The sequence below is a fragment of the Janthinobacterium sp. HH104 genome, assembly GCF_001758715.1.
Taxonomy (GTDB): Bacteria; Pseudomonadota; Gammaproteobacteria; order Burkholderiales; family Burkholderiaceae_D; genus Janthinobacterium; species Janthinobacterium aestuarii.
Genome location: NZ_LRIB01000030.1, coordinates 130,118 through 145,786, shown reverse-complemented (window position 1 = coordinate 145,786; position 15,669 = coordinate 130,118). Strand labels below are relative to the sequence as shown.

At 63.1% G+C, this 15,669-nt stretch carries 15 protein-coding genes; 10 read left to right on the top strand and 5 right to left on the bottom strand.

All coding sequences use genetic code 11. The annotated features are described in order from the left end of the window. Nucleotides 1-1,219, bottom strand: a 1,219-nt coding sequence (locus JAB6_RS12645; protein ID WP_070303119.1) for a methyl-accepting chemotaxis protein, incomplete at its 3' end; no start/stop codon positions are given. A 238-nt stretch (nucleotides 1,220-1,457) separates the two neighbouring features. Further along, nucleotides 1,458-1,949 carry a chemotaxis protein CheW gene (locus JAB6_RS12640; RefSeq protein ID WP_034752308.1) on the bottom strand — a complete coding sequence of 164 codons (492 nt, stop codon included), beginning with the start codon at nucleotides 1,947-1,949 and terminating at the stop codon, nucleotides 1,458-1,460. A 48-nt stretch (nucleotides 1,950-1,997) separates the two neighbouring features. On the opposite strand from JAB6_RS12640, the gene JAB6_RS28955 reads away from it, so the two are divergent. From JAB6_RS28955 to JAB6_RS12620, 5 genes are all read left to right on the top strand, one after another. Continuing rightward, a complete protein-coding gene (locus JAB6_RS28955) occupies nucleotides 1,998-2,276 on the top strand; it encodes a hypothetical protein (RefSeq protein ID WP_139143373.1) in 279 nt (92 codons plus the stop codon). A 3-nt stretch (nucleotides 2,277-2,279) separates the two neighbouring features. Beyond that, entirely contained in the window at nucleotides 2,280-2,930 is a 651-nt protein-coding gene (locus JAB6_RS12635; protein WP_070303118.1) for an HD domain-containing protein, read from the top strand. After that, nucleotides 2,912-4,333, top strand: a complete 1,422-nt coding sequence (locus JAB6_RS12630; protein ID WP_083292700.1) for a TCR/Tet family MFS transporter — start codon at nucleotides 2,912-2,914, stop codon at nucleotides 4,331-4,333. The genes JAB6_RS12635 and JAB6_RS12630 overlap by 19 nt, the downstream gene beginning before the upstream one ends. A gap of 100 nt (nucleotides 4,334-4,433) precedes the next feature. Next, a complete protein-coding gene (locus JAB6_RS12625) occupies nucleotides 4,434-5,255 on the top strand; it encodes an ABC transporter substrate-binding protein (protein WP_070303128.1) in 822 nt (273 codons plus the stop codon). Between the two features lie 7 nt (nucleotides 5,256-5,262). After that, a complete protein-coding gene (locus tag JAB6_RS12620; protein WP_070303116.1) occupies nucleotides 5,263-6,120 on the top strand; it encodes a DMT family transporter in 858 nt (285 codons plus the stop codon). Here JAB6_RS12620 and JAB6_RS12615 read toward each other — a convergent pair. Then, entirely contained in the window at nucleotides 6,117-8,069 is a 1,953-nt protein-coding gene (locus JAB6_RS12615) for a CocE/NonD family hydrolase (protein WP_070303115.1), read from the bottom strand. The two genes, JAB6_RS12620 and JAB6_RS12615, sit on opposite strands and share 4 nt — an antisense overlap. A gap of 318 nt (nucleotides 8,070-8,387) precedes the next feature. Between JAB6_RS12615 and trpS the strand changes: the two genes are divergently transcribed. From trpS to JAB6_RS12595, 4 genes are all read left to right on the top strand, one after another. Next, the gene (gene trpS, locus JAB6_RS12610) at nucleotides 8,388-9,464 is read left to right on the top strand and encodes a tryptophan--tRNA ligase (RefSeq protein ID WP_217494627.1); all 1,077 of its coding nucleotides are present in this window, start codon (nucleotides 8,388-8,390) and stop codon (nucleotides 9,462-9,464) included. Between the two features lie 119 nt (nucleotides 9,465-9,583). After that, nucleotides 9,584-11,173, top strand: coding sequence for a pyridoxal-dependent decarboxylase (locus JAB6_RS12605; RefSeq protein ID WP_070303114.1), 1,590 nt, complete (start codon nucleotides 9,584-9,586; stop codon nucleotides 11,171-11,173). Nucleotides 11,174-11,209: 36 nt separating this feature from the next. Continuing rightward, entirely contained in the window at nucleotides 11,210-12,451 is a 1,242-nt protein-coding gene (locus tag JAB6_RS12600) for a voltage-gated chloride channel family protein (RefSeq protein WP_070303113.1), read from the top strand. Next, entirely contained in the window at nucleotides 12,448-13,179 is a 732-nt protein-coding gene (locus tag JAB6_RS12595) for a bifunctional 2-polyprenyl-6-hydroxyphenol methylase/3-demethylubiquinol 3-O-methyltransferase UbiG (protein ID WP_070303112.1), read from the top strand. The genes JAB6_RS12600 and JAB6_RS12595 overlap by 4 nt, the downstream gene beginning before the upstream one ends. Nucleotides 13,180-13,187: 8 nt before the next feature. On the opposite strand, the gene JAB6_RS12590 is transcribed toward JAB6_RS12595, so the two are convergent. Next, on the bottom strand, nucleotides 13,188-13,745 hold the full coding sequence (locus tag JAB6_RS12590) for a helix-turn-helix domain-containing protein (protein ID WP_175444539.1): 558 nt from the start codon (nucleotides 13,743-13,745) through the stop codon (nucleotides 13,188-13,190). Nucleotides 13,746-13,796: 51 nt separating this feature from the next. Between JAB6_RS12590 and JAB6_RS12585 the strand changes: the two genes are divergently transcribed. Next, a complete protein-coding gene (locus tag JAB6_RS12585; RefSeq protein WP_070303110.1) occupies nucleotides 13,797-14,708 on the top strand; it encodes a DMT family transporter in 912 nt (303 codons plus the stop codon). Here JAB6_RS12585 and JAB6_RS12580 read toward each other — a convergent pair. After that, nucleotides 14,705-15,652 (bottom strand): cupin-like domain-containing protein, encoded by a 948-nt coding sequence (locus JAB6_RS12580; protein WP_070303109.1) that lies wholly within the window; start codon nucleotides 15,650-15,652, stop codon nucleotides 14,705-14,707. The genes JAB6_RS12585 and JAB6_RS12580 overlap by 4 nt on opposite strands. Nucleotides 15,653-15,669: the final 17 nt, after the last annotated feature.

The following is a 15,669-nucleotide window of genomic DNA, read 5'->3' as shown; positions in this document are numbered from 1 at the left end:
AACGCTGGGCCAGGTTGCGCACTTCGGACGCCACGACGGCAAAGCCGCGGCCCTGTTCACCCGCACGGGCCGCTTCCACGGCCGCGTTCAGCGCCAGGATATTCGTCTGGAAAGCGATGCCGTCGATGACGGAAATGATGTCGACGATCTTGTTCGACGACGCGTTGATCGATTCCATCGTGCCCACCACTTGCGCCACGACTTCCCCACCCTTGACGGCCACTTGTGCGGCCGATGCCGCCAGCTGGTTCGCCTGGCGCGCATTGTCCGCATTCTGTTTCACGGTACTGGTCAGCTCTTCCATCGACGACGCCGTTTCTTCCAGCGAACCGGCCTGCTCTTCCGTGCGGGAAGACAGGTCCTGGTTACCTGCGGCAATCTGTGTCGACGAGGTCGCGATGCTGTCCGTACCGCTGCGCACTTCGCCGACGATGTTGAGCAGGCTCGTGTTCATGTCCTTCAGCGCTTGCAGCAATTGCCCCGTTTCATCGTTGGCGCTGGCGTCGATCTGCGCCGTCAAGTCGCCATCGGCCACCTTGCGTGCAATCTCCACGGCCGTGCGCAAGGGACGCACGATGCCCATCGTCAACAGCCAGGCGCAGACGACGCCAAAGCCCAGCGCCAGCACGGCCAGCACCAGCAGCAGGTTGCGGCTGGTAGTGGCGACGGCGTCGATCTCGCGCGCCGTCGTGTCGATGCTGGCGCGCTGGTGTTCCAGCAAGTCCAGCACCATCTTCTGGTACTTGGCGGCGGCCGGCACGAAGGTCTTTTCAAACACCTCGTTGGCGGCATCGACCTGCGCTTCGCCCTTCAGCTTGTAGACCTGGTCGCGCGAACCGATATACAACTTGCGCTGTTCCAGCAAGCCCGCGAACATGGCTTTTTCTTCCGGCTTGTCGATCAGCGCCTCGATTTTCTTTTGCAGTTCAGCCGAGCTGGACGACGACACTTTCGATTCTTCGGCGAAATAGCCGCTGAGCGAGGTATCGCTGCTGCGGGCAATGGCGATGGTACGGCGCACGGCGCTGTCGATGCGGCCATACCAGTCGGAAATATAGCGCTCCTTGGCCAGCGGCTGCTCCATCATGACGCGCGTGGAACTGGCCACGTCGTGCAGGCGCCAGACGCTGATGCCGGTAATAAGCATAGAAAACAGCAAGATCACGGCAAAACCGAGTCCGAGGCGGACGCCGATGCTGACGTTGCGTAATACATTCATGTGACTATCCTAAAAAGCCCTGATGCAGCGCGCCGAACGGCTGATGGCATCCATTGACGCGCTGCGTGGCTGCGCTATCAAGGCGGGCATGAAAAGTGAAACCAAAGTGAAACTGGCGCACGGTTCGGCTGAACCGTGCGCCAGGAAAGGCGCTAGCGTGCGCCTTGCAGAAAAACCAAGCAATGTCGAGAGTCAATTGTTTCCGACAAAGCCAATCAAAATGACCGGCGGGGAAAAATCAAGCGGCCAATTTTTCGATCAAGCCCATGTCGGCGCTAGACATCAGCTGGTCGATATCGACCAGGATCAGCATGCGCTCGTCGATGGTGCCCAGGCCGATCACGTATTCCGTGTTGATCGAACGGCCCATGTCCGGCGCCGGCTTGATCTGCTCGGGCATCAGGGTGGTGACGTCGGAAACGCGGTCGACGACCATGCCGACGACGCGGTTGCCGATGTTGAGGATGATGACGACGGTGAACTGGTCATAGCTGGGCGTGCCCAGGTTGAACTTGATGCGCATGTCGACGATCGGCACGATGATGCCGCGCAAGTTGACCACGCCCTTGACGAACTCGGGGGCGTTGGCAATGCGGGTCGGCGTTTCGTAGCTGCGGATTTCGCTGACTTTCTGGATGTCGATGCCATATTCTTCCTGGCCCAGGGTAAAGGCCAGGTATTCGGCAGCCTTGGCAACGGTTGCGCCAGTATCGCTGGAATTGGTGTTCATGATAATCCTTTCGTTAACTCGCCTGGGGCGCAGGCCAGGGCGCGCTGCATGCAAGCCCTGGATGTGACGCGCCAAGCACGATGGAATGGCTGTCACTTGTATGTTTTTGCAAATACTTTCTCGCAATTAGCTTATGCTTCTAATTTCCGTGCGGCAATGTTACCCCATGTAAATTTTACATGCACTAAAAAAGAGCATTCGTCTGACCAGTGCTTTTCAAAAATACAATTTATGTGGCAAATACGGCACGCCGAAGTGCCGGGCGCCCCGCCCCACGCGGCGGCGTTTTATGCCACACTGGCGGCCCCTGCTTTTTTACGACTTTGAACCATGCATTCTTTGCTTTCCCAATGGCAACCACGTCTGCTGGCGCTGGCCACGGCCGGCCTGGGCGATGACAGCGCCCACGACATCAACCATCTGCACCGTGTCTGGCGCAATGCCAGCGTCCTGCTGGAAGAATATGCGCAGGCCGACGCCCTCACCGTGATGGCAGCGTGCTACCTGCACGACCTGGTCAACTTGCCGAAAAACCATCCCGAGCGCCATCTGGCCTCGCGCCAGGCGGCAACGCTGGCTTGCCGCCAGTTGGCGGAACTGGAGTTCCCGGCAGAAAAATTGGCCGGCGTGGCCCACGCCATCGAGACGCACAGTTTTTCCGCCAACCTGCCGCCGCACACGATCGAAGCGCAGATCGTGCAGGACGCCGACCGCATCGACGCGCTGGGCGCCGTGGGACTGGCGCGCCTGTTCTATACGGCCGCGCGCATGGATAGCGCGCTCGCGCACGGCACGGATCCGCTGGCCGCGCATCGCCCGCTCGACGACAAGGCCTACGCGCTCGACCATATCGTCACCAAGCTCGACAAATTGCCCGGCAAGATGCAGACGGCGGCGGGCCGCGCGCTGGCCGAACAGCGGCTGGCCGTGCTGACGGATTTCCGCGCCGCCTTCGCTGACGAATGGGGAATGAGCACATAAGCCTGGTGGCGATAGCCAGCAGCACGCATGCTATCTATAATGCAAGCCTCAGCTATCGCGCCGCGCGTCAGCAGAAAACTGCAAGACGCCGGCGCAATACCAACGCGCAGAAAGCATGCATGTCCGATCAAACCAGCCCCGACAGCCATTCCCCGTCATCGCCCGCCGCGCCCGCGCGCGCCGGCAACCTCAATTTCATCCTCGTCTGCGTCTTCATCGACATGCTGGGCATCGGCCTCGTGGTGCCCGTGCTTCCCATCCTGATCGGCAATTTTGTCGACGGCAAGGATGCCCAAGCATTCTGGTACGGCATCATGGCGGCCCTCTTCGGCTTGCTGCAGTTCATCTTCATGCCCATGCTGGGCGCCATCAGCGACCGCGTGGGACGCCGTCCCGTGCTGCTGTACTCGATGGCCGGCATGGGCATCAACTTTCTCGCCACGGGCTGGGCGCCGAACCTGGCCTGCCTGTTCATCGGCAGGGTCATCGGCGGCGTCTCGTCGGCCAGCATGTCGGTCGCGTCCGCCTATGCCTCCGACGTTTCCACGCCCGACAACCGGGCCAAGAGCTTCGGCAAGATCGGCGCCGCCTTCGGCCTGGGCTTCATTTGCGGGCCCATGCTGGGAGGCCTGCTGGGCGAAATCGATCTGCGCCTGCCGTTTTACGTGGCGGCTGGCCTGTCGGCGGCCAATTTCATCTACGGCTATTTCTGTGTGCCCGAATCGCTGCAGCCGGGCCCGCGCGCACCGTTCACCCTGGCCCGCATCAACCCGTTCGCCGCGCTGCTGAAACTGGTGCGCCGCGTGGAAATCCGCGGCCTGGTGCTCGCCTTCGGCCTGATGACGTTTGCGCAAATGATGCTCAACACCACGTGGGTGCTGTACACGCACTTCCGCTTCGACTGGACGCCGCGCCAGAATGGCATCGCCCTGTTCTGCGTGGGCCTGTGCGCGGCCGTCGTGCAGGCGGGCTTGCTGGGCATACTCATCAAACGCTTTGGCGAAGTACGCTTATCCCTGCTGGGCATGGCGTCGGGCGCCCTCACCTACCTGCTGTACGGACTGGCCACGCAGGGCTGGATGATGTATGCGCTGATCCTGTGCAACCTGCTGGCCTTTGCCGCCGGCCCGGCCCTGCAAGGCATCATCTCGAAATCATCGAACGCCAGCGAACAGGGAGAACTGATGGGCTCCCTGCAATCGATCAGCAGCCTGGGCATCATCCTCATGCCTTTGCTGGGCAGCATGATCCTCGGTGAAGTGAGCCATTTGCCGCCGCAAGACTGGCGCATCGGCAGCACCTTCTATCTGTGCGCCATCATGCAAACCCTGGGCATCTTGGTGGCCTGGCGCTACTTCAAGGCGCAGCGCCTGGCCAGACTTGCGGTTTCCACCACAAAGTAGCCGCGGGGATAATATTGTATTTGAGAAATAAATAGGCGAGAATGGGATAATCAGCGGGGCGTTACCGACGCCCGGCATTCGATGGCAAGCAAGGATGGGTATGACTGACTTTTATTCCAGCGCCTGGCGCCGAACCATGGCCATGCTGGCGCTGGCGCTGCCGTCCCTGGCGGGCGCGCAATGCTCGCGCGACATCCAGGTGCCCGTCTCGGCGATCGGCGCCAGCGTGGTCGTCAGTGGCGCCACGATCAGCGGCATCTATCCCGACTTGCTGCGCAGCATGGGCGCCAAGCTCGGCTGCAACTTTGTCTTCACGGCCGTGCCCCGCGCGCGCCTGGAAGCGATGTTCGAAGCGGGCAAGGCCGACTTGCTGATCCCGGCCAGCAGCACGCCGCGGCGCGACCAGCATGGCCTGTTCATCCCGCTGATGGGCAGCCGTCCGCTGCTGATCTCGCTGCAGGGCACGCGCGCACCCGTCAACACCATGCAGGAACTGATCGACCGGCGCGAATTGCGCGTGGCGCTCGTGCGCGGCTACGACTACGGCGCACCGTACCAGGCGCTGGCCAAGGAATTGAGCAGCCAGGGACGCCTGTTCTACGAAGTCGACGCGCTCTCCGTGGCGCGTCTGATGCAAAGCGGCTTCATCGATGCCACCATCATGGCCCCCACCATCCTCGCCGGCGTGGCGCAAAACGATGCGCGCGTGTATGGCCTGGCCGACCGATTGCGCCTGGAAGCGCTGCCGGAATTGCCGTGGGGCATGAGCGGCGCCTACCTGTCGCGCAAGTCGCTGACGGCGGAAGACCAGGCCACCTTGCGCGAACTGCTGGAAAAAGCGGGCCGCTCGGGCGTCCTGATGGAAGGTTTCCAGCGCCACCACCGCCAGGAATTGTTGTCGCAGAGCATACGCCCCCGCTAAGGCCCGCATGTCCGGTCTGGTCGTCGCCGTCGTCCTGTTTGCCGCGCTGCTGCACGCCAGCTGGAACGCCATCGTCAAGTCGGGCAAGGATACCTTTCTCAGCACGGTGCTCGTCTCCGTGGGCGCGGCCCTGATCTCGCTGGCCGTGCTGCCCTTCGTCACCTCTCCCGCGCCCGCCAGCTGGCCCTATTTGGCCGCCTCGGCCGTGGCGCAGCTGGCCTATTATTCTCTGCTGGCGGCCGCCTACAAGGCCGGCGACATGAGCCATGCCTACCCATTGATGCGCGGCAGCGCGCCGCTCATCGTGGCGCTGGCCAGCTGGCCGCTGATCGGCGAGCGCCTGTCCGCCATGCAAATGGGTGCCGTCGCCTGCATCTGCGCGGGCATCCTCGGCCTGTATGTTGCCGCGCGCCGGCCCGCCACGGCTGGCACCACGAAACAAACAGGGCGCGCCACCGCCTTTGCGCTGGGCAACGCCTGCGTCATCGCCAGCTATACCCTGATCGACGGCATCGGCGTGCGCCTGTCCGGCGCCCCGGCCGCCTACACGATGTGGATTTTTGTCTTGAACGGAACGGGCCTGCTGCTGTGGACGGCGTTGCGCCGCCCCGCCGACCTGCTTGACTATGCGCAAACGCAATGGCGCCTGGCCGCCTTTGGCGGTTTCGGCACGCTCGCTTCGTACGGCCTGGCCCTGTGGGCCATGACGCAAGCGCCCGTGGCCGCCATCGCGGCCCTGCGCGAAACATCGATCCTGTTCGCCATCGCCATTGCGGCCCTGTTCCTGCGCGAAAAAATCAGCCCCCGCCGCTACCTGGCCATCGCCCTGATCGCGGCGGGAGCTGTGCTCATGCGCGCCGGCTAGCGAGCATCGAGCGGCGCGATCGGCAATTCGATCGCGCTGGCCGCCCCTGCCGCGTGGTACACGCGCTGCGTCGCCTTTTTATAATCGCCTGGCTGGGCCAGGAAGATATTCGGCACGAAGGTTTGCGGATTGCGGTCGTACAGGGGGAACCAGCTCGACTGCACTTGCACGGCAATGCGGTGGCCGGGCAGGAACACATGGTTGGCGTTCGGCAAGGCAAAACGGTAGCGCTCGATCTTGCCGGCAGGAATCGCGGTCGGATGTTCGAGGCTGTCACGGTAGCGGCCGCGGAAGATGTCCATCGCCACGCCAAGCTGGTAGCCGCCCATGGCCGGCTGCGACGGCACTTCGTCCGGATACACGTCGATCAGCTTCACCACCCAGTCGGCATCCGTGCCGCTGGTGGCGGCAAACAGGTTGACCATCGGCGCGCCAGCGATGCGCACGGCCGTCTTCAACGGTTCCGAGACATAGCTGAGCACATCCGTACGGTCCGCATAGCCGCGCTGGTCGCTGACCAGCCATGGCTTCCACACGTCTGCATCGTTCAGGCGCACGGGACGGGTTACGAAAGGCACGGGTTTCGCCGGATCGGCCACGTATTCATCGAACGCGCCGCTGGCTGCATCGGCTGTGGCCGATGACGCGGCAAAGCCTAGCTTGTAGCCATCCTGCAGATAAATCGGCGTCAGCTTCGTGTCGCAGGTCTCGCAGGCCAGCGGCCACTGCTGCAGGCGCTGCCACTGGTTCGTGCCGCTCTGGTACGACACGACGGGTGCCGTGTTCGCTTCCGGCGCGCCATCCTTCAGGTATTGATTGAGGAATGGTTGCATGACTTTTTCACGGAACTGGCGCGCCGTGTCGCCGTCAAACTTCAGTGCGCCCAGGCTAGCGCCTTCATAGTTGACGCCGCTGTGGCGCCACGGGCCGATGGCCAGGTAATTGAGATTGTTGCGCGTGTCGCGCCCTTCCATCGCCCAGTAACTGGCGTAGGGGCCATAGATGTCTTCCTGGTCCCACTGCCCTACCACGTGCATGGTGGGCACGATCAGCGGGCGCTTGGCGAGGATCTTGTCGAGCGCCTGTTCTTGCCAGTAACTGTCGTAAGCCGGGTGCTCGAACAGCTTTTTCGTATAGGTCAGCTTGTCGATGCCGAATTTCTTTGCAAAGTCGCCAGCCGAGCCGATGCGCAGATACGCATCGTAATCGTCGTAGGCGCCCAGCACGGGCGCCTCGCCGCTGCCGCGCACGCTCGTCTGCCATGCCAGGTAAGACAAGCTCGGCATGCGGAAGGCGCCGTTATGGAACCAATCGTCGCCGCGCCAGCCATCGACCATGGCGCTCATGGGAATGGCCACCTTCAACGCCGGATGCGGGTCGACCAGGGCCATCAGCACCGTATGCCCTTCGTACGAGGAACCAAGCATGCCCACCTTGCCATTGCTTTCCGGGATATTCTTCGACAGCCAGTCGATGGTATCCCACGCATCCGTGACATTGTCCACTTTGGTATTGTTGAGCGGGCCGCGCACGGGGCGCGTCATCACGTAATCGCCTTCCGAGCCATGCTTGCCGCGCACGTCCTGGAATACGCGGATGTAGCCGTTTTCCACCAGGGTGTCGTCGCCTTGCGGCAAGGTGGCCAGCATGCTGGCGCTGGTGGCGCGCTGGGCGCGGCGGGCAGCGTTATAGGGTGTCCGCGTGAGCATGATAGGCGCCCGTTTGGCGTCTTTCGGCACGACGATGACCGTGTACAGCTTGACGCCATCGCGCATGGGAATCATCACCACGCGCTTGACGTAATCATTCACGTCGGGCATCACCAGCTTGGCGCCGATATCGGGCGTCATGGGCGGCGTTTTCGGCGTTTGCGCCATCGCGGGCGCAGCAAACAGGGAACTGATAACCAGGGCCAGGCCGGTGAGCCGGACGGGGGACGACACGCGCATACTGTTCTCCAATGGATTCATGCCACGCAAAAGTGGCCGAATGGCAATAATACCCGGAAAGCAAGTTCCACAGTAGGCTAGCCTCTGACGCAGCACAGCAGATAAATCGGGCCGCAAACTTGACAGAACGCGCCCAAACTGCAACCATAACGCCATGAAATTTATCCCTTCACAACACGCCTGCTTGAATTGGTGGTCCCGCTCACTTTCGCGCGGCCACTCTATAGTGATGTGAATTAGATCCACGCCGCCTCGATCGGTGGCGTAACAGGCTCAGCCTGGATCATCCCCGATGCAGGCGGCTCAAAAGGAAACTTGATGAGCTTGCCGAACACCCCAGATACCCAAGACCAGAATGACGCACCGGCAGCACCGCTGTCGCCCGCCGCCATCGCTTCGCAATCCGTGATCCTGACGGGCGACCGCCCGACCGGCCCCTTGCATCTGGGCCATTACGTGGGCAGCCTGCGCGACAGGGTCCGCTACCAGAACAGCTACAAGCAATTCATCATGCTGGCCGACGCGCAGGCGCTGACGGACAATATGGACGACATCGACAAGGTGCACCGCAATGTTGTCGAAGTGGCGCTTGACTACCTGGCCGTCGGCATCGACCCGACGAAAACCACGGTGTTCATCCAGTCGCAAATCCCGGAACTGGCCGAGCTGACCTTTTACTACCTGAATATCGTCACCGTGGCGCGCCTCGAGCGCAATCCCACCGTCAAGGAAGAAATCCGCCTGCGCGGCTTCGAGCGCGACATTCCAGCGGGTTTTTTGACCTACCCTGCCAGCCAGGCGGCCGACATCACGGCCTTCAAGGCAGGCGTGGTGCCCGTGGGCGAAGACCAGATCCCGATGATCGAGCAAACGAATGAAATCGTGCGCCGCTTCAACCGCATGTACAACCGCGAAGTGCTGATGGAATGCAAGGCGCTGGTACCGGACATCGGCCGCCTGCCCGGCATCGACGGCAAGGCGAAGATGAGCAAGTCGCTGGGCAATACCATCAACCTGGGCGCGACCTCGGCCGAAATCACGGCCGCCGTGAAAAAAGTCTATACCGACCCGCTGCACCTGCGCGTGGAAGACCCGGGCCATCTGGAAGGCAATATCGCCTTTACGTACCTGGACGCCTTCGATCCGGAAAAAGCGGCGCTGGCCGAAATGAAAGCCCATTACGTTCGCGGCGGCCTGGGCGACAGCATCGTCAAGAAGCGCCTGGACGTGGTCTTGCAGGAAATGCTGGCGCCGATCCGCGCCCGCCGCGAAGAGTTCGCCAAGGACAAGGGGCAAGTCATCCAGATGCTGAAGGAAGGCACGTTCAAGGCACGCGAAGTGGCGGCCCGCACGGCCGATGAAGTCAAGTCGGCGCTGGGTCTCAACTACTTCTGATCACAGACAGTCAGCAAACTGATGCGCTCAGGCGGAGTCGGGTAAAATCCCGCTTCCGCCTGGGCGCGATGCATTTGTGTCACCGTGGCACCAGCAATCCGTAGAGAAGACAACGCGCCATGACCGATACCCCTATCGAACAGCTGCTGCAGCAGCATTTTTCCATCGATGCGCTGCAGCAGGCACCCGCGCCCCTGCAGCAGGCGCTGGGCATGCTGGGCGGCTGGCTGGCCGCCGAACGCGACACGCCCTATCCGCACACGCCGTATGCGGAACTGCTGACGCAATTGTCCGACACCTGCCTGCCCGCGCACGGCATGCCCGTGGCGGATTTCCTGCAGGAACTCGACACCACCGTGCTGGCCAATACGGCCCAGCTGAACCACCCGCAATACATCGGCCACATGACGCAGGCCCTGCCGTGGATCAGCGTGCTGGCCGAAGCGTTTACAGCCACCCTGAACCAGAACCAAGTCAAGATCGAGACGGCGTACGTGTCGACCCTGATCGAAAAACAGATCCTCGGCTGGCTGCACCGCCAGGTCTACCAGCAGCCCGATGCCATCTACACGCAGGCCATGGCCGCCACCAGTGGCGCGCTGGGCAATGTCGTCAACGGCGGCACCATGGGCAACTTGACGGCGCTGGCCGTGGCGCTGGAAAAACAATTACCGGGCACGCGCAAGCGGGGCCTGTTCGCCGCCATGCAGGATTCTAGCCATGCGGGGCTGGCCGTGATCGGCTCGGCGCGCAGCCATTACTCCGTGAAAAAAGCGCTGGCAACTTTGGGCCTCGGCGAAAACGCCTTGCAGCTGGTGGCCGTCGACCGCGACAACCGCATCGACGTCGCTGCGCTGGAAGCGACCATTGCCGATTTAAAACTGCGCAAGATCAAAGTCGTCGCCATGATCGGCATCGCCGGTACGACGGAAACGGGCGCCATCGACCCGCTGGCCGCGATGGCGGCCATTGCCGCGCGAGAAAGCATCTGGTTCCACGTGGATGCGGCCTGGGGCGGCGCCCTGTTGATCGCGGAACAGTACCGCGCGTTGTACGACGGGATTGCGCTAGCAGACTCCGTCGTCATCGATGGCCACAAATTGCTATGGGTGCCGATGGCGCAAAGCATGGTGCTGTTCAAGGATAGCGCCAGCCTGAACTTGCTCAAGCACAATGCCAACTACATCTTGCGCGACAACTCGGGCGACTTGGGCCAGACGTCGCTGGAAGGCTCGCGCCGCTTCGATGCCTTGAAACTGTGGACCTCGTTCAAGGTGCTGGGCGTGTCCGGCTACACGACCTTGCTGCAGCAGGCGGCCACCCTGTCCGGCCAATTGCAGGATTTATTGGCCGACCAGCAGGATTTCGAACTGGTCACGCGCTCCGATACCTTCATTCTGACCTACCGCTACGTGCCCGCGCACTTGCGCCAGCGCATGGAGGCCTTGCTGGCCGGCGGCCAGGTGGACGCTGCCACCGAACTGAACAAGCAACTGAACACCTTGAACGCCAAGCTGCAGAACCGGCAAAAGGCGCAAGGCCACAGCTTCGTGTCGCGCACGGTACTGGAATCGACGCGCTACCCTGGCCCGACCAACGTGCTGCGCGTGGTCATGACGAATGTCAAGACGCGCCCCCACCACTTGCGCGCCATCTTGGCCGAACAGCGCGCCATCGGCCAGGCGCTGGTGGCGGAACTGGGCCTGTAAGGAATCCCCCACCCATCAGTTTTGAATGGATGCACGATGCAGCGTCTTAGCGCCCTCACCGATCTACTACAGCATCTGTTGAAATGGCTGCTGCTGGCCTTGGTCGTGGCCGTGCTGGCGGGATCGGCCTCGGCCTTCTTCCTGTTCGCCCTGGACTGGGCCACGCGCACGCGCCTGGCGCACGCCTGGCTGATCTGGCTGCTGCCCTTGGCGGGCTTTGCCGTCGGCTGGCTGTATTTGCGCTACGGCAGCAGCGTCGAAGGCGGCGCCAACCTCCTGATCGATGAAATCCACGACCCGAAAAAAATCATTCCGCTGCGCATGGCACCGCTGGTGCTGGGCGGCACCGTCATCTCGCATCTGTTCGGCGCCTCCGTCGGACGCGAGGGCACGGCCGTGCAGATGGGCGGCGCGCTGGCCGACCAGCTCACGCGCCTGTTCCGCCTGAACAACGAAGACCGCCGCATCATCCTGATGGCCGGCATCAGCGCCGGCTTTGCCTCCGTCTTCGGCACGCCGCTGGCAGGCGCCATCTTTGGCCTGGAGGTGCTGGCCATCGGCCGCCTGCGCTACGAAGCCATGCTGCCCTGCCTGCTAGCCGCCATCATCGCCGACCAGGTGGGCTTGCTGTGGGGAGTCCACCATACGCATTACGCCGTGCCATTGATCCCCGCCCTCTCCGCCTGGACCTTGTGCGCCATGGTGATCGCGGGCGTGCTGTTCGGCGTGACCGGTAAACTGTTTGCGCAAGCCACGCATGGTTTGAGCGGCCTGATGAAGCGCTGGATCGCCTACGCCCCGCTGCGTCCCCTGGCCGGCGGCGTGATCATCGCTGCCGCCGTGTGGCTGATCGGCACGGACAAGTATATCGGCCTGGGTATTCCCACCATCGCCGACGCGCTGAAGGAACCGCTGCCCGCATACGACTTCCTCGGCAAGATGGCATTTACCATTGTTTCATTGGGCACAGGTTTCAAGGGCGGCGAAGTGACGCCCTTGTTCTACATCGGCGCGACCCTGGGCAATGCGCTGGGGCCTGTGCTGCACCAGCCCGTCACCCTGCTGGCCGCCATCGGCTTCGTTGCCGTCTTTGCGGGCGCGGCCAACACGCCGATCGCCTCGACCCTGATGGCCATGGAACTGTTCGGCGCCGAAATCGGCATGTACGCGGCCATCGCCTGCGTCGTGGCCTACCTGTTTTCCGGCCACGCGGGCATCTACCGGGCGCAACGGGGCGGGCATGCCAAGCGCACGCCCCCCAAGGACATCGACGCATGACACAGAATATCTACGACAACGATGGCTTCTTCACGGCCTATAGCCAGCTGCCGCGCTCTGTCGGCGGCCTCGACAGCGCTCCCGAATGGCCTGCCATGCGCGCCATGCTGCCCGGGTTGCCAGGAAAAAGCGTGCTGGACCTGGGCTGCGGCTATGGCTGGTTCTGCCGCTGGGCTGCCGAGGCTGGCGCGGCGCGCGTGCTGGGCGTGGACGTGTCGAAAAAGATGCTGGCGCAGGCAAGCGCCATGGGAGAACACCCGACGGTCAGCTATGCGTGGCTTGATCTGGAACAACTGGCCTTGCCGCCAGCCAGCTACGACCTCGTCTACAGTTCGCTGGCGTTCCACTACATCGAAGGTTTCGACACCCTGCTGGCCGCCATCCGCCACGGCTTGAAGCCTGGCGGCAAGCTGGTGTTTTCCATCGAGCACCCGATCTTCATGGCGCCGCGCCAGCCCGGCTGGCTGACGGATGCGCAAGGCCGCAAGACCTGGCCCGTCGACAGCTACCAGCAGCAAGGCCCGCGCATGTCGGACTGGCTGGCGCCAGGCGTGATCAAGCAGCACCGCACCCTCGGCACGACCTTGAATGCTTTGCTACGCGCTGGTTTCCAGCTGGACCACGTGGAAGAATGGGGACCCAGCGACGAACAGCTCGCGCAGCAACCGGCCCTGGCCGAAGAGCGCGAGCGGCCGATGCTGTTGCTGGTGGGGTGTGGCCTCAAGTAACCGCGCCGTCAGCTGGCCACATTGCGCGTAAAGCGCAAGGTCGACGCGCCCGCATTCACGTAGGCATACGCTTGCGCGCTGCTGAAGACAAAAAATTCACCCGTGGCCAGTTGCCTGGTTTCCGCCGCCAGCACGAGCTGCAGCGTTCCTTCCAGCACGTAGATCATTTCACTGAAGCCGGCCGGGTCGGCTTGCGCATCGTAGCGCTCGCCTGGTGCCAAGGTCCACGACCACAGTTCCACCTGGCGGCTGGCGGGCGCCGCGCCCAGCAGCACGGCCTGGCTGGCCTGCGATGCGCTTTGCCACATCAGCACGCGCAGGCTGTCGTGCGGCTGCTGCGGCGGCTGGACGAGGTCGACAAAGGCCACGTTTAAAGCGGCCGCCACATGGTCGAGGTTGGCCAGGCTGATATTGGTGCTGCCCGCCTCGACGCCGTTGACCATGCGCCGGCTCAGGCCAGACTGGCGCCCCAGTTCCTCCTGGCTGAGGCCCGCGGCAAGGCGCAAGCGCCGCAGATTGGTGGCCAGGTGTGCCAGCACACCACCGGCCTCGGCTTGACTGCGCAATATATTGCTCCTATGATGATGGGAAATATTTTGCTCATAGCATAGCGCCCCATGAAAACACATGCAAGTCTCCCGCCCGCCCTCGGCCTGCCCGAACTGGCCCTGATCGCCATCACCTTCATCTGGGGCGGCACGTTTCTCGTCGTGCAACATGCCGTGACGGTCAGCGGCCCGCTGGCCTTCGTGGCCGCCCGCTTTGCCGTGGCCGCCAGCATCGGCGCCCTGATTTGCCGGGGCCAGTTGCGGCACTTGACGAAGGCGGAGTTGCTGACGGGCATGGCCATTGGCGTCAGCATCTTTGGCGGCTACGCGCTGCAGACCTATGGTTTGATGCATATTTCCAGCAGCAAATCGGCCTTCATCACGGCCTTTTATGTCCCCATCGTGCCGCTGGTGCAGTGGCTGGTCTTCAAGCAGCGGCCTCACCCTGCCGTGTGGGCGGCTGTCGTGCTGGCGTTCGTCGGCTTGCTGCTGCTTACCGGCACGGATGGCTTGAGCATGGCCTTCGGCACTGGCGAGCTGATCACGGCCGTGGGCGCCATCGCCATCGCCCTGGAAATCATCCTCATCAGCCGCGTCTCGCCGCAGCTGAACATCTTGCGCGTGACCATCGTGCAACTGGCGACGGCGTCATTGATCGCCCTGCTGCTGATGCCCGTCATGGGCGAAGCGCCACCTGTCATCAGCAAGACGTTCATCCTCAGCGTGCTGGCCCTGGGCTGCGCCAGCGCGCTGATCCAGTATGTGATGAACTGGGCGCAAAAGCGCATCTCCGCCACCAAGGCGACCTTGATCTATGCGGGCGAGCCTGTCTGGGCTGGCGTGATCGGACGTATCGCCGGCGAACGGCTGCCGGCGCTGGCCATCGTCGGCGCGATATTGATCATTTGTGCGGGCATCCTCAGCGAGTGGCGGCCGAAACGCCTGCGCGCCGACGGCAAGGCCATCGTGCCATCAGATTAAGCGTCGGTACGCCGCAGCGCCGTATCCCCATGCAAGGCCAGCGGCACGGCCCTGGCCCAGCGGTTCGAGGACAGCGAAAACGTCAGCGCACGCACCTGGTGGTACCAGCCGGCGGGCACATACAGCATGTCGCCGGGCTCGACGATGCATTCGATCATCGTCGCCTGGCGTGCCAGGGGAAAACGCTGAAAATCGGGGGCTTCCGGGTCGAAAGGCGAACCGAACAGGATGGCGTTCGCTTCGCTAGGATAAAGAAAAGCGTCGTGGTGCGGCGGCGACAAAAAGATGCGCTTGCGGCCCCACACCTGGGCGAAGATATTGTCGTCGTAATCGCAGTGCAAGGGCGTCACCGTGCCGGCCGGCCCCACCCAGAAACGCGGCGGGCCCATCTTGTCGAAATACGTGGGCCAGTGGCACAGGCGGTTCAGCTCGCGTAATTCCAGGTTGCCCAGGTAGGGCGGCAGCACATACTTGCCCTCTGCCACCAGATCCAGATATTGCCCCATCGACATATCCTGCATGGCGCGATCGGCCGCAAAGGCCGTGTTGATGTAGTCGCCCACCCGCGCACGCACGGGCACGTGGCTGAACTGCTCGCGCAAAACGTCAGGCTCCAGCTTGGATAAGGGCCAGCGCCGCACCAGTCCGCGCATCAGGAAAGGCAAGCCCTGCGCGGCGCGCGCGCGGAAGGCGGCGGCGTCCAGCATGGCCAGGCGCGGCACCTCGGTGATGGCAGGCAAGCCGCGCGCCGCCTGCTTGATGGCCTCGCGCATGGTGTCGATAGAGGTAACACCGCGCACCTGCGCATCCTTGTCTTCGCGCGCCTGCTTGCGGGCCAGGGCCGCTTCGGGCGAACTGAATTCGGCTGGCGGCCTCGGCGGCAGTGCACGTGGCAATACGGGGGCTGCCGCAAGCGGGAGCGGCTCTTTTTTTTCTGCGGACATAAACCTTCTTTGCGATC